Origin of the sequence: Vibrio pomeroyi, assembly GCF_024347595.1 — a bacterium.
Classification (GTDB): Bacteria; Pseudomonadota; Gammaproteobacteria; order Enterobacterales; family Vibrionaceae; genus Vibrio; species Vibrio pomeroyi.
On the sequence record NZ_AP025507.1, the window covers coordinates 1,672,692 to 1,687,923 of the forward strand.

Sequence of the window (15,232 nt, forward strand, 5' to 3'; positions counted from 1 at the left end):
AAATATCACCAATCCCACGAAGAAAAAACGAGATAACATCAAGATTTCGCTGGTAAAAATGGAAAACATATTATCTTTATCAATAATTCATGCGCGTATTCACAATATTTATTATTACTATTGCTACGTAATCGTTAAATTTATAAATTAAATTGAATGCTCATCCAATCGGTAACGCTTCTCCAACTATGGATATCAAGTACCAACATTTTGCCAAGACTTCATTCTACTTTGCCATTTCTTTCTTCTTCTCTATGGCATTGCTTATCCCGTTTACACCGTCTCACTACCAGAATTTAACCCAAGACACATCAAAGCTCGTCGAAACACGACTTGAAGGTATCCAATCAAGGTTCAACCGTTTTTTATCGGGTATCACCCCAGACCAATCTTGCGATGCAATTGTTAGAGAGTTAAGACAAAACGTTTTTGATGCCGATTGGGTAAAAGAAGCAGCCGTATTCAACAAACAGAACCGTTTTTACTGCTCGACCACCGATGGTGAGGTTTCGTTTCGCCTTTACAGCACTATCAGAGAAAGACTCAACGACGATCCGAATTTAACCACCCTATCGTATTCCAATTCGGCCATCACCCAAGTGCAATCCATCATGCTTATTTTCTCGAATAAGGAAGATGCTGGGGTGAGCCTGATGATTCCGCCCCACTTTATCTATGACATTGTAGAAGCGAACCTTCACAATCATGGCATTCAAGCCAAAGTTGATGTGATCCAAAGAGATATCCACCCTTCGAATATCGACGCATCCATTGCCAAAGTGCGTATACAATCGAACATCTACCCACTGACCATCACCTCATACATTGGGTATCAGTATTATCTTCACTTCTTGTTAAGCTACTTGTGGTTTGGCTTTTTGATGGCCGGAATAACCACCATCATTCTTCTTTCTCTCAAGCATAAAAAACAGAGCCAGCGTAGCTTGGAGTACTCGCTGTCTAGTGCACTCAAAAACAAACACCTACATGTTCACATGCAGCCTATCGTTAACCGAAACACAACTGAAATTGTGGGCTGCGAGTCGCTGCTCAGGTGGAACGACCCTATCGAAGGCAATGTATCCCCTGCCATCTTCATCCCTCTGGCTGAAAGCTTAGGGTTGATTGAAGACCTAACCTACTTTGTGTTGCGTGAAGTGCTGTACACAATGAAGAATCACCGCGAGCTATTTGAGTCAAAATACATCAGCGTCAATATCAGCCGAAACGTTGTCTCTAATAGTAACTTCGCCAACAAAGTCATTAGCATCTACAAGAAGAATCCAGACATTCTCAAGCAAGTGGTTTTTGAAGTGACAGAAGATGGCGAGTGTTCTGATGCGGATATGGTGAAGATCAAAAACAACTTAACCAAGCTTGCTGATCTAGGAGTGAGAGTCGCGATTGACGACTTTGGTACTGGCTATGCGGGCTTGGATTTTGTGAGACAATTTCCTTTCAGTATTCTCAAGATCGACCGTGTGTTTGTGAAGAACATTTCAGACGAATCAAGCCTTGGTATCCCTTTGCTGGAATCCATGCTTCAGTTGTCACAAACCTTAGGCATGCAAGTCATCGTTGAAGGCGTTGAGTACGAGTCCCAAGTGAACATCTTGTCTAAACTGGGGGTCGATTATATCCAAGGCTTCTACTTTTATAAGCCTATGCCAATCAACCTAACAATAAGCTTGCTCAGGCAGCAGCATGTGGAGTCTAGCCTTGGTTTTCCAGCGTCATCGCCTTCAGCTACAGCGTTAGAGTAGCCTAAGCGCAGTCGATATATTGTGTATCATTGATGCTTGCCCAAAAGCCTCAAATCAATAGAGCTAGAGCCCTGTTTTTAGTGCCCTAGCTCTACTTTTAGTTAACTACTATACCCAACCACACACTATGCATTTGTACACCCAACAATCTCACCTACACTAACAATAGGTTTTTAGTGTGTGGAATGCGTGTCTTTATGTTTGCGAGTTGGTTTGATGATATATCCCTACAATGGAAGCTATTAGTCAGCTTTTTCACCCCTATTGCGCTAATGGTTCTCGTCTCGTTTTCTGTCCATCAAAACACGCAGTCCATTGTCGAAGATAACCATTGGGTGGTTCACACCCACAAGGCCATTGCTCGTGCTCAAGAACTCCTTAACCTAGCGATAGATATGGAAACAGGCCAACGTGGATACCTGATTACCGGTGATCCTGTCTTCCTAGAACCTTACGATCTTGCACTTGATGTGTGGAATCAAAAAATCACTACCTTGAGTGACCAAGTCAGTGATAACCCACCCCAAGTTGAACGACTAAAACGTATAGATACTCTTCACGAAACATGGTTAGCAGAAGCCGGAGAAAAAGAAATCGCTCAACGTAGCCTCGTCGGTAATGGCGACACCACAATGCAGAATGTTATCGACCTAACTCAGAAACAAACCGGAAAGAAAATCATTGATGAGATTCGTAGCGAAATAGCCGTGTTCATCGAAATTGAGCAGAAACTCATTCAGGTTCGAGTCGAAAAATCCGATAATTCCGCAAGCCAAACCACCTATGTACTGTTTCTGGGAACACTATTTTCAACGTTTATTTCGCTGCTTGTTGTGGCATGGTCGTCAAACAGAATCAATAAACGTATTCACCTCCTTCTCAATGCTGCAAACCAAGTGTCGGCAGGCCATTTAAAACAAGTCGCTTCAACCTTAGAACGCACCCCTTCAATGAATGGTAAAGACGAGGTAGCGCAGCTCACCCACAGCTTCCACAAAATGGCGACCAACCTAGTAAGAAGTAACAGCCAGATGGAAGCATCCAATCAGGAACTGATCGCGGAACGTAAAAAAGCCGAAGCCGCAGCCAAGGCAAAAAGCGAGTTTCTTTCAACCATGAGTCACGAAATACGTACACCGATGAATGGTGTGCTCGGTATCTCGCAAATCATAGCTTCTCAAACCAAAGAGCCCTCAACCAAAGAGAACATCAACGTCATCCTCGATTCAGGTCAGCACCTCATGACCATACTTAACGACATTCTAGATTTCTCTAAAGTTGAAGAGAACAAGCTCGAATTGGATATAGCGCCGTTTAACTTTGAACAAGTCATCAAACCGGTGTGTAGTGCAATCAAACCCATGGCCGATGAGAAAAGTATCCGTTTAATTGTTGAGAACGAAGTGCCTAATAACATCGACATTGTTGGCGACTGTGCGCGGTTACGCCAAATCTTGTTTAACCTAGGTGGCAACGCGACCAAGTTCACCAATGAAGGCCATGTGTTGATTCAAGCCGAGCTTAACCAGCCCATGAACGAACTATTACTGACAGTCACGGACACTGGCGTCGGCATACCACAAGATAAGCATCAGCACATCTTTAACTCGTTCGAGCAAGCAGACGCATCAACCACCAGAAAGTTTGGCGGCACAGGGCTTGGCCTTGCGATTGTTAAGAAGCTTGTCGAATTGATGGAAGGAAAAATAACGCTAAACAGCGCTGTTGGGTTGGGCACTAAATTCAAAGTATCGCTTCCCATCATGTGGCAAGAACGCCAAGCAACCGACATACACCCCAACCTAATGAGCACAGCAGAGCCGTTCAATACACCATTGAATGTGCTTCTGGTGGAAGACAACCGAATTAACGCGATTGTGGCAAAAGGCTTTTGTGAAAACCTCGGCTACCATGTCGAGTTAGCTGAAAACGGAAGAATCGCAACGGAATACCTCAAAACGGCTAAGTATGATCTGATCTTAATGGATAACCACATGCCTGAGATGAACGGGATTGAGGCAACACTGTTTATTAGGCAACAGCTTGGTTTAGAGACGTTGATCTTTGCGTATACTGCCGATGTTTTCCGCGAGGCACATGACAGCTTTATTGAAGCAGGTGCAGACCACGTTTTGACTAAACCTCTACAACAAGAAAGCTTCTTCGATGCACTGCAGCAGTTCTCGTCTCGCCTTCCCAAACAAGCCAGCAGCGATAAAACCATCGACCTAAGCAGCAACGTGATAGAACTTCACCGAGAACCCATCGAAAAACTGAGCCTGACTGAAGAAGAGATAAGCCAATCTGAAGTCATTCAATCGTTCAAAGAGAACCACCATGAGTTACTCATACTGCTAGAGTCCACATCCAGAGAGCTTGAGGAGTCGATAGACCAACTCATCGAGTACTACATGCAACATAACATCAAGTCGCTAAGGCAAACCCTGCACTCCATTAAAGGGATGTCTTTGAACCTTGGCTTAAAAATGCTCTCTCACCAAGCCCTTACCCTTGAGAAACAAGTAAGGCATCAGCAACTGCCAGACATCGAGCAACTTCAAAAGCTCATAAACCGCATCTTAGTGAATGAACATCAGGCTCAGCGCATGATGATGGCTTATGCTCCGCAACTGCCTAATCGCACGGGTTAGGTGTGTTAGGGTCATCGATACCCACCTTCTTTTAACAAACAAGCCATACTCAAACCGCCATTTAGGCGATCAATCACAAGCTATTCAACCAGACATTCCTTGTTACATAAGGCACTGAAAAACCGCGAAAGAAAAACCAACGGCCATGGGTCTCCTTTGATGGACATTTAACTTCATCGCATCTTGAGTGCACAAAAGGAATATCATGGAAAAGACACTTCAAACCAAACTGGCGACCAGCCTACTACTACTGAGAATCGGCATTTTTATCGTCTTCTTGTTCTGGGGCTTAGATAAGATCCTAGTGCCTGAACACGCCGTAAAAGTGTTGTCTGGCTTCTACGGCATCGACATATCGGTGAATGCGATGATGGCGCTGGGTGTTGCTCAGCTTGGTTTTTTAGGCGCGTTCGTTGTAGGCATGTGGAAAAAGTACACCTACGGCGCGGTTCTAGTCTTGCATGCAGGTTCCACCTTCGCCTCTTTCGCTAAGTACATGGACCCGTTCAATAACCTACTGTTCTTTGCCTCTTGGCCAATGCTCGCAGCTTGTGTCGCACTATTCTTACTGCGTGACCACGACACTTACAGCGTTGCCAACTAATACAAAGGGCGCCTGTTAATGGCGCCCTCTTTGGCTAGATTGATTTTTAAACGTTTGTTACGTGTCTTGTGTTAAAAACTCATATTGGACACGGCGGACTGAAAGTTATTAACACCAATTTTAAATAAATTACCATTTGTAGATACAATAACTGGATGACCTCTCCATAAGTTACCAATAACCCACTGTTGCTCCTGTTTTGTAGCGATAACATAGACTCTCTGATATGACTGACAAAACGTAAATATTTGCGTTGGATTATCGTTTACTACAGCATCGACCATACTAGATGGAGGATTGCTATCAAAGCCACAACCGTCCATTCCAGACATGTTTAACAACTGAATCATCGGCGCCCCTTCGACAATGCTAACTGATACCATACGAGAAGCATCAACATTATAATTTGCCACTTCGTTTTCCGGCGAGTAATACCAAGTATGAGCACTGACAACTGAAGAGAAAGAAAGAAGAAATGTAAGACTAAGCTTTTTCATTAATATTAGGTAGATGTATTTTTACATTGTCAATCCATCAACAGATGCAACATTCACACAACACCCTTGTAAATCCATTGAGGGCAACATCGCTAAGAAGCTGATGGGCGTGAGTTATACACTAAAAGCAAGTTAACTAAAGCAAATTTATTTTATCGTAAGGTATAAATCAGACACATAACGCCCGCTTTAGTGGTGAGCAACGCAAAACCGAAGCTACCGCATACAACCTTAACTACTAAAATCAACGCATGGTGAAGATGCCACGCGTTGTGAATCCGTCTTAAACGTTTGTTAGCTGCATTTATGTGTGCAACATCAAATGTTTAAAACTCCGTTTTGATGCATAATGCTATACAGGACTAACGAATATCACATTACAGGTTGTTATGGAAAATTTTTTCACTTTGAAATACAAGAAAAATTATGACATTAGAACGTTTAGAGCTGATGGTCATTTGTATACTTGCTTAAGAGATATACTCAAAACTTTAAGTGATGAGGATAAAATTCTTAATGGTGGTAAACCCGTGAAGTCCATGGCGACTCGTCTCCAAGCTCAAATTCAAGTTTTAGATTCTGATGAACATAAAAATTTTAATATGCCTCATCCAGATACAGGCGTTGAAATGAGTGAGATTTGTTTAACTGAGCCAGGACTTTATCGTGTACTAACAAGAGACGAAACTCCAGCAGGCAAGGCTTTTCAGAGATGGCTATTTCACGAAGTACTTCCATCAATAAGAGAGCATAAACAGTACCCACCTCCAGAAAATCCATCTACTGGTGTTGCAACCCCTGATTTCGCAAACATGGATGTAACTCAAACATCACTTCAAATGCTTGTACACGTAGCTTCTGGTTTAAATAATGCACTTGAAGAGCTGAAAACTGTAAAAGCAGATACCAAAAAACTTAGAGATGAAACACAGCAGTTCCAAAGTGAAACAAGTATTAGACTAGAAAACTTAGAAACCAATGATCAATTATATGGTTTGATTTGCATGGATGAGTTTTTGTCAAAGCACCCAGATATTACCGTGAATAGAAGTAACTTTTTGTCAGCCTGTGTCAATTTCAAATTGAAGAATAGTGGCAAGCACATAAAGGTTATGGGCAATGAAGGAACTGAACTACATTACTTTGATATAGAAACATTGAGTGCTGCTAAAATCTACTAACTGATAATCGCAATGGGGAGAGGTTTACCTCATTGCAGCTAACGCCCACTTAAGCGGACGGAAATAGTTGGCTAAAATGTGTAGCGTAGCGAAACTCAGCCAACTATTGGAGAATCCGTCTTGGACGCTTTGTTAGGCTCCGAACTCAGCAACAAATGCATTCATGTAGTTTCTATAAAAATTCAGCGCGGTCTCTGCTGCTTCGACTGGAGACATTGGTCCTGGCACTCCATTACCCCATGGTGGGGAATACGCTTGCCCTCTATCAGTCACATCAACTAACTCAAATTTAATATCCATTTTAATTGCTGGTTTTCTTAATGGGTTTACTGGAACAAACACATCAGGTTTACCCATAGTTCTTTGTACTATCCCGATAGGTGTACATGAATAGTTACTCAAATGTCCTGTAACTTCTTGTACGCTGTGTTCATCACTATTTCGAGCATGCAAAATGTAGTTTAGTAATCGGTCTTGTTTTTTCTGTGCCTTATAGGGCTTTTGAAACTGACCAAACTTCCCACGATTAACAGCAACACCAGCTCTCTCAATTTTCTTCCATACCTTTTCGATAGACACTATAAAGCCTCGCCATTCAATATCCATATCATCGAATGATTCACACTCTTTCATATTTTTGAAATGGCGTTCTGCAGCACTAAGCTCTCTTTTCGCTACTGAAAAAGCACCACTTAATTTCCCCATATATAACCTTACTTAAATTTTTCGCCTAGGAGCCTAACGCCCAATTAAGATGTGAGCAACACTACCACGAAACGAAACCGTTGCACCTTAAACACAAAACCCAACGATGGAATGAAAAATGCCAAGCGTTGGGAATCACTCTTAAATTGTTTGCTAGGTGCTTGTTGACACGTTAATTTAGCCTAGCTGGTTGCACCGCTTGAACCAAAGCTGGGATATCAACATGTGTCAGCGCACCTTTCTTTGCTTTGTTATTCAAATACGTACCGAATTTTTCAGATACGTATACATCATCCATCCATCGACGAAACTCACCGAGAGCTTCAACTGGGTAAATCCAAGCCATTGGATCTCGTTGCGGAAAGTCTTCTGGAAAAACGTGCAGGTGTTTACGACGTTCACCATACTTACCGTCAAACTCATTACTACACCAATGCTTACCCCAAGCCATACCAACACTGATATCAGGCATTGTTTGGTGATCGAAAGGCATACCGCCACGGATACCCGAAATAACCAAATTAGCAATTTCTGAGAATACGCTAAAGTAGCCTGACGGTAGTTCGTTTAAAGTAATACGTTCATGAAACGTTTTCCAGTATTGTGGTAACGCATCTTCTGGATCGTAGCCAGTACGTTCATAAATAAATGTACGAAGTGTAAGTTTAGCAAGGTTACGATAGTTTGAACGAGCTTGGTCAGAGGGCGTTTGAGAATCAAAGGCATAGTATTCAAGAATTGCCATGCAATTAGTATCATTGATTGCGTGATATCTCTTCCCGTGAACATTTATGGGTACATAAAGCTCATTTGGGTCGCCACCTTGCTCTAAGATAAGTTTTTCAATTGCTTGCCCACGAGGCTTAAAGCGCAACTCTGTTTCCCAATCTTTAACTAACGTAATTAGATGGTCTCCCCCTACCACTTCACATGACTGTAAGCCATGCTTGGAGTGTTCAGGTCCGAAGTAAAAGGAGAAGACCATGACTCAGCATAAAATCATCGGCATCGATTTAGCAAAAAATGTCTTCTTTCTTTTTGAAATCAATCATAAAGGGAAGAATTTTTGCCGTAAAAAACTTCAACGAAGTAAACTACTTAGTTACATCGCCAATAAAGAAACCTGTACTATCGCCATGGAAGCTTGTTCCGGCGCACACTACTGGGCTCGTGAATTCTCTCAGTTCGGTCACGAAGTCATACTCTACGCACCCCAACATGTGAAAACTCAAAGGCGTAAACAGAAAAACGACTATAACGATGCTGAAGCCATTGCCGAAGTCGCTCTCTACAAAAGACCTCACCCTGTTCCTCATAAATCAGTCGAGCAACAAGACATCCAATCTCTTATTCGAATGAGACGTCTGCTCGTCACTGAAAGAACTCGTATCGTTAATCAAGTGCGTGGCCTTATCTCTGAATACGGCATCATTATGCCCAAAGGAGCCCCAACCTTCAGAAAGGCCATACCCGAAATACTCGAGAACGATGAAAACCAACTGTCTTGTATATTAAGAGAGCTGCTATCCCATCAGTACGAACGATATTTATACATCGACGAACAGGTAAAATGGTTCGACGATAAACTTAACCAAACCGTCAAGCAGTTCGAAAACGCAAAGCGACTTATGTCTATTCCTGGCTTTGGACCACTCACAAGCCAAGCCGTTGCGGTATGGCTTGGCTCTGGACAACAGTTCAAAACTGGTAGAGATGCCTCCGCCGCAATGGGGCTTGTACCAAGGCAAGATACCAGCGGCGACAAAGTCATTCTTCTTGGAATAACCAAAAGAGGCAACACGTATATCCGCTCCCTACTCGTTCATGGAGCAAGAGCAGCGCTGAGGCGCGCCAAATTTAAATCCGATAATCTCAGTAAGTGGATGCTTGAACTCCAAGAGCGACGAGGACCAAACAGAGCCGCTGTCGCAAACAAACTCATGCGCATAGCGTGGGCCGTCATCACTAAAAATGAAGAGTATCGACCAACACAAAGCTAATGATGATCACCAACCCTTTGCAAAGTACGTAGTAAGATGAATAACAGGACAAATCCTACACGTTGAAAACCTTATGCTCACACTGTCTTATTAAGTCGATAAGGTGATTAGGACTTCGTGTTCGACTTCCTCATCTTGGCCAAGGCAATAGCCGCTCAACAGGCCGTATATATGGAAGTTAACCTGCGCTTTTAATCATACTGCTGACTTGCAAAACTGGGGGGAGACCATATATGTGAGCAACGCAATACCGATGCTTCCGCATGCCACCTTAAACACAGAACGCAACGCATAGTAAAAATGCCACGCGTTGCGAATCACTCTTAAACAGTTTGTTATGTTGTTATTGCCAACCAGAGGTTTTGAATTGTTGCGGTATCAAGCTTTATCAAAGTAAGAACTATTGCTGTAGAACCTAGAAAATAAGGACCCCAAAGATCAAGGTTTTCTCTATATTTCAATAATGCTTCCAAACGGTACCTCAATTCATAAGAATAAAGCACTAGAAAGTCCCATCGAGTCCACTTTTCATTGTATCGGTTTAATGAAACGTCCTCATCTAACAACTCGCTACCTTCTTCGTTATGGTATTCCTTTTGATAGACAATTTTACGTCTCAAAAAGCCGTCAGTTTCGTACTTCGCGTCTTGTAGACCCGGTTCATCACCACCAAAAAGATCAATACCGTCTCCAAGCAACCCCGATATCTCCTCGGTGTGGTGGTTAAATCTAAATATTTTATAGTCAGACATCATTCTTTCAGCCATGAGTTTGAATAGCTCTTGATGATATTCATGTGCATAGCTGTAATAACGAATCATCAAAATGACGACAGCCAAGAGCAAAAATATGCTTAGCCCACCTTGGTTGGTAAACTCAATTTTAAAGATAAATGTATTAGCTTCTTTAAAGACAGCACCAGTAAATTGTATCGCAAGAAGTAACAACGACAGTGTGACCAGTATTCTACGCTTGGAAACTAATCCAGTATTACTATCTAGCCTTTCTCGAAATGCTTGTAATGATTCATTATTCATTGTTTTCTCTGTACTTCATTCAACAACATAACGCCGCATTAAGGTGTGAGCGGCGCTTGGCTATACTTGAGCGAAGCGAAACTGCCAAGCGTTGCGAATCACTCTTAAATGCTTTGTTAAGTGCCGGTATTATACTTTCATAGATAAAAGTTGAAACCTTATATCGTCGCATTCGCCGGACTGAACATTATATTTAAAATTAACTCTGTAGAATGGTCTAGCATAATGGTCATAATAAACATTATCTTCATCTTGTTCTTGATTGTGAAGACTACCAACTGAGGTGATTTCATGCTTATGATATTCATGTTCCACCTTAGATATTTGCAACCGAAGAAATACTATTCTCATATCAAATAATGCATTAATACCTAAATTCCCATCATCTAACAATGAAACAGACTCAATAGACAAGTCTTCTAGACCCTCCATGATGTAGGCATCAAAACAATTAAATAACTTTAACGTTTCCGAATAATCTTTTTTCATAAGAGCACGTTCAAAAATACTCTTCTCTGCTACTGATAAATATTTAAGACCTTCTTCTTCTAGAAACTCTTCAAAATTTTCGTAAGCAAAATCCGAAAATTCATAGTCGTCATTTCGAAGTTCAACACCAGCAGATTTTAATACTGACAACATGGAATCCGAACTTTGCTCTGGAAATTTAACTCGAAACGAACCATGTTCATCGAATCTTGCCTTTCCTAACAGTCGAGCACCTTCACCATTTGAAGCCGTCTGTATACCTGCTACTTCTTCTGGCCAATGACCTTCTGGCCATGGTGAATGTACTGTTGATAAAAGTGATGTCCAAACAAGAGAAACATATGTAGGGCCTTTCGAATCATCTTGACCTTCTAAACAAGAAGAAATAACACCAACTACTCTTCCTTCAGCATTAAATACTGGCCCTCCGCTCATGCCTCCTAAAGCTTGCATAGCAACTTCGATACAAGGTCCATTAATATGTCCCCCCCTACCTTCTAAGTATTGTTCAGTCACTAGTCCGGAAGTAATAAAGAATGATATGGTGGGTACACCATCATTTAATATTTCTCGATACCCTGTAGACCAAAGCCTTTCACCTATCTTGGGAACGGACACTTCAATGGGGGCGAAAAGGTAATCATCATTATCTTTGAACTTGGAGAAAGGTGAATATGATAAAACCCCAACATCACTGTATTTGGGCTCTGGTTTTTGAAATGGCAATAATTCTAAAGATACCTTTTGCTGAGCAGAGAAGTCTTGAGGCGTCCAAATTCTCATGCAGCTATCACTTGGAAATGTATATAATAGAGGATGTTTCTCTTTTGTTTCTTCTATAACATGAGTAGCTGTCAAGCAAAGCCCTGGGGCAATCATAACGCCGCTACCGATAATACAGTGTTGCTCATTGTCTATAAATCCAATTGCAACAATTAGCCCTTCAAGTCTCCATAAAGCCTCTTCACCAATTCCGTCAATTGGGTGAAACTCCGGACGTATCCATTTACAATCTCGATCTAGAGAATTGCTTTCAGGGTGTTCAATCATTGTTTGGAATGAGCTTTTCAATTGCATCTCTCATAAAATTAGTTTTCAGGTGAATTGGTATAGCAAGATTAGGCACTTAACAGCTATATTAGACAGAATAATTCTGCATTTTGTCCCTAAAACAATTCTGTCTAGTAATCTAAACTGTTCAAGCTCTGTCTAATAACCCATTTAATAACAGAATCTTATCTGATTACTTCTTTATCAAACATGACGAAAAGCAGAAAAATTCCATATATTTTCGGCAAAAAGTAGAAAGTGACACAATGTGTGAGTTAGCCGTCATCTTCTTCGTTGATTTCTTCGCCACAGCCTAGGCATTTGGGTTCAATATCTGTAGGCAGCATTATGATTAAGCCGCAGTGTGGGCAAAGATCGCCTTGGTTATACATCGTCACTCCTAAGTAGCGCTGAATTCGCCAATGTATGAAGTAAGGTCGGTTTTCTTGTTTTAGCTAACTTAGACATCAACTTACCTCTACCTAGAAAATACAGAACGACATACCAATGCGTGAGATGATATGTGAAACTTGTCGTTTAATCAATCGGTGTTGCATACTTAAAAACAAAAACGCCGACGTGATTGTCGGCGCTTAACTTTAGGTATTAATAGGTTAGAGGTAGTCGGCTACTTCGCCATGGTACTCAAAAACTCGGCTTCAAACTCTTCATCGGCTTCTCGGGTTAGGCATTCCACCAGCCAGTCGATGCTGTGATGGTCTAGCTTGCTGTTCACCACAAAGGCTTGCTTCACGCCAAATTGATCCAGCTTGGCTGAGCCATAGTTCTTGAACGATTTATTGCCGTGGTAATGGAGTGATTTGATTGCCTCTGCGTTGGGTTCTGGTAAAGCATCGAGGGTGTTGGCAAGTTGAATCACCAACTCCATTGGGTTCTTGGATGATGAGATGCGGTACAGAAAGCCGCCCTCCACTCTTTGGCGTACCCAATAATCAAAGCCGCTGCAATCCATCACTTTGTCGCTGACCAGTGCGGCTTCACTGCGATAACCACACGGCTCTACGACAACGGGTGTGTGTTTGAATTCAGGTTGGCCTGATGCCGCATCGGTATGAGGCAAAATCAGGTCGCATGGTTTGCTGTCTTTGGCGGTTGGGGCGTTCCAATGAATAGGCATGAATACTTGCTCCCGACGCATCTCTTTGGTTACCACTAAGCGTGCTTGGCATTCACCTTGTGCACTGCGCACTTTCACCACCGGATTAATAGTGGCGTGGTTGAAGGCATCTAACCCAAATTCATCTAAGCCAAGCTCTGCGACCGTATCTGGATGCATGGCGACAAAGGGTTCTGGTGTGTGTTCACCTAAACCTGCGGCTAAACCAGTTCGGCTCATGGTATGCCACTGGTCTCGGATTCGGCCTGTGTTCATGATAAGTGGGAATTCGACACTGGTATCAGCAATCGGCTTGTCGTGCTCAACCGCGATAAACTGCGCTTTGCCAGATTCAGTATAGAACTCGCCGTCGGTGAACATGCGCTGTTCAATGATCTCTGGTTGATATTCAAGTACTGGCCATTGCTGTGGAGTGAGTTCGCCATAGCCTTTCTCATCTAACTGAGTAAGACCGATTAAGCACAAGTCACGCGCATTACCTGTTTCATTACCAAGCGCCGTCATCTCACAATATTCTTTGAAGATCTCACCTTCGTGGCGGTAATCAAACTGATCTTTGAATCCCATCTTTTGCGCGACTTCTTTTAATATCCACCAATCAGGTTTGGCTTCTCCAGGGCTTGGTAATACTCGGCGTTGGCGTGAGATTCGACGCTCAGAGTTGGTTACGGTGCCCGACTTTTCACTCCACCCTTGCGCGGGTAGCACCACATCGGCCAAGCGTGTGGTTTCGGTATCAGCAATGCAGTCCGACACCACCACAAACGGGCACTTCTCTAGTGCGGTTTTTATTTTTTCGCTATCTGGCAAACTCACGACAGGGTTGGTTGCCATGATCCACACGGCTTTTATCTTGCCATCATTCATCGCATCAAATAGGTCGATGGCTTTTAAGCCTGCGTGAGTAGCTAAGCTGTCGGTTTCCCAAAACTCACTGACGGTTTGGTGTGATTGCGGATCACCAAATTCAAAGTGCGCGGCTAAGGTATTGGCTAGGCCACCCACCTCTCGCCCGCCCATTGCGTTTGGCTGGCCTGTTACTGAGAAAGGCCCCATGCCCGGCTTGCCGATTTTTCCCGTCGCTAAATGGCAATTAATAATGGCGTTGACCTTGTCACACCCTTGTGTGGATTGGTTTACGCCTTGAGAATAGATGGTGAGCACTTTCTCATTAGAAGCAAACAGCTTGTAGAACTGTTCGAGTTGCTGCTCTGTAAGCCCTGTTAGGTCGGGAATGCTTTTGTCGCCCCAACCTGATTCTGTATAACGGTAGTGCGTTGCGGATCGAATGGCTTCAGTAAAGCCTTGGGTGTGATGTTCAATGTAGTCAGCGTCGAGCTGGTCGTTGTCATCTAAGTAGGCTAGCAAACCATTGAACAGTGCGACATCTGAGCCTGACTCCAACGCCAAGTGCATGTCGGCAATTTCACAGGTGTCGGTATAACGCGGGTCAATCACGATCACTTTCAATGCAGGGTTGGCTTGTTTGGCCGCTCTTAACCTTTGGAATAGCACAGGGTGACACCAAGCGAGGTTTGAGCCAGTGATAACGACGACTTCTGCTTGTTCTAAATCTTCATAACAGACAGGAACGGTGTCGGTGCCGAACGCGCGTTTATGCCCAACCACACTCGATGCCATGCAAAGGCGAGAGTTACTGTCGATGTTGGCGCTACCAATAAAACCTTTCATCAGTTTGTTGGCGACATAGTAGTCTTCAGTCAGCAATTGACCAGATACATAGAAGGCGACTGAATCTGGCCCATGTTCTTTAATCGCTTGGGCAAACTTATCTGCCACCAATTGTGAAGCCTCGCCCCAAGGCAATTGCTGTTGTTCGTTATCTACTCGCTGCATCGGCTGAGTTAAACGCCCAATTGGCGTTACGGTGTCGCCCAACGCTGCGCCCTTGGTACACAGCTTGCCATAATTCGATGGGTGGTCTTTATCGCCACGCACTTCCAGCTTCCCCGAAGAAGTGGGCCTCACTTCAATACCACAACCTACGCCACAGTAAGCACACGTTGATTTAATCCAATCCTTGTTTGAACTCATCACTCTTCCCTCGTGCAATGTTCTTATGTTTCTCATCTAGCCAACAGAGCGTCGTTTATGAC

At 43.0% G+C, this 15,232-nt stretch carries 11 protein-coding genes; 5 read left to right on the plus strand and 6 right to left on the minus strand.

All coding sequences use genetic code 11. The features are described from left to right. The first annotated feature begins 188 nt into the window (after positions 1-188). From OCV12_RS23330 to OCV12_RS23340, 3 genes are all read left to right on the plus strand, one after another. On the plus strand, positions 189-1,763 hold the full coding sequence (locus OCV12_RS23330; protein WP_261886330.1) for an EAL domain-containing protein: 1,575 nt from the start codon (positions 189-191) through the stop codon (positions 1,761-1,763). Between the two features lie 197 nt (positions 1,764-1,960). Beyond that, complete coding sequence (locus OCV12_RS23335; RefSeq protein WP_261887125.1) at positions 1,961-4,414, plus strand: CHASE3 domain-containing protein; 2,454 nt, start codon at positions 1,961-1,963, stop codon at positions 4,412-4,414. A gap of 205 nt (positions 4,415-4,619) precedes the next feature. Next, a complete protein-coding gene (locus OCV12_RS23340) occupies positions 4,620-5,018 on the plus strand; it encodes a hypothetical protein (RefSeq protein WP_176679852.1) in 399 nt (132 codons plus the stop codon). Positions 5,019-5,089: 71 nt separating this feature from the next. Here the strand turns inward: OCV12_RS23340 and OCV12_RS23345 are convergent, their stop codons facing one another. Next, positions 5,090-5,515, minus strand: coding sequence for a hypothetical protein (locus OCV12_RS23345; protein ID WP_176679853.1), 426 nt, complete (start codon positions 5,513-5,515; stop codon positions 5,090-5,092). Between the two features lie 389 nt (positions 5,516-5,904). Here OCV12_RS23345 and OCV12_RS23355 point away from each other — a divergent pair, with 389 nt between their 5' ends. Next, complete coding sequence (locus OCV12_RS23355) at positions 5,905-6,696, plus strand: BRO-N domain-containing protein (protein ID WP_061038407.1); 792 nt, start codon at positions 5,905-5,907, stop codon at positions 6,694-6,696. A gap of 132 nt (positions 6,697-6,828) precedes the next feature. On the opposite strand, the gene OCV12_RS23360 is transcribed toward OCV12_RS23355, so the two are convergent. Next, entirely contained in the window at positions 6,829-7,401 is a 573-nt protein-coding gene (locus OCV12_RS23360) for a hypothetical protein (protein ID WP_176679854.1), read from the minus strand. 172 nt (positions 7,402-7,573) lie between these two features. Next, a complete protein-coding gene (locus OCV12_RS23365) occupies positions 7,574-8,146 on the minus strand; it encodes a hypothetical protein (RefSeq protein ID WP_261886331.1) in 573 nt (190 codons plus the stop codon). A 238-nt stretch (positions 8,147-8,384) separates the two neighbouring features. Between OCV12_RS23365 and OCV12_RS23370 the strand changes: the two genes are divergently transcribed. After that, positions 8,385-9,401, plus strand: a complete 1,017-nt coding sequence (locus OCV12_RS23370) for an IS110 family RNA-guided transposase (protein WP_261886332.1) — start codon at positions 8,385-8,387, stop codon at positions 9,399-9,401. A 335-nt stretch (positions 9,402-9,736) separates the two neighbouring features. Here OCV12_RS23370 and OCV12_RS23375 read toward each other — a convergent pair whose 3' ends face one another. The 3 genes from OCV12_RS23375 to OCV12_RS23385 all read right to left on the minus strand — a co-directional run bounded on the left by OCV12_RS23375 (position 9,737) and on the right by OCV12_RS23385 (position 15,170). Then, complete coding sequence (locus tag OCV12_RS23375) at positions 9,737-10,438, minus strand: hypothetical protein (protein ID WP_176679857.1); 702 nt, start codon at positions 10,436-10,438, stop codon at positions 9,737-9,739. Positions 10,439-10,567: 129 nt separating this feature from the next. Further along, positions 10,568-11,998, minus strand: a complete 1,431-nt coding sequence (locus OCV12_RS23380; protein WP_176679858.1) for a S1 family peptidase — start codon at positions 11,996-11,998, stop codon at positions 10,568-10,570. A gap of 607 nt (positions 11,999-12,605) precedes the next feature. Next, complete coding sequence (locus OCV12_RS23385) at positions 12,606-15,170, minus strand: molybdopterin oxidoreductase family protein (RefSeq protein WP_370779663.1); 2,565 nt, start codon at positions 15,168-15,170, stop codon at positions 12,606-12,608. Positions 15,171-15,232 lie beyond the last annotated feature (62 nt).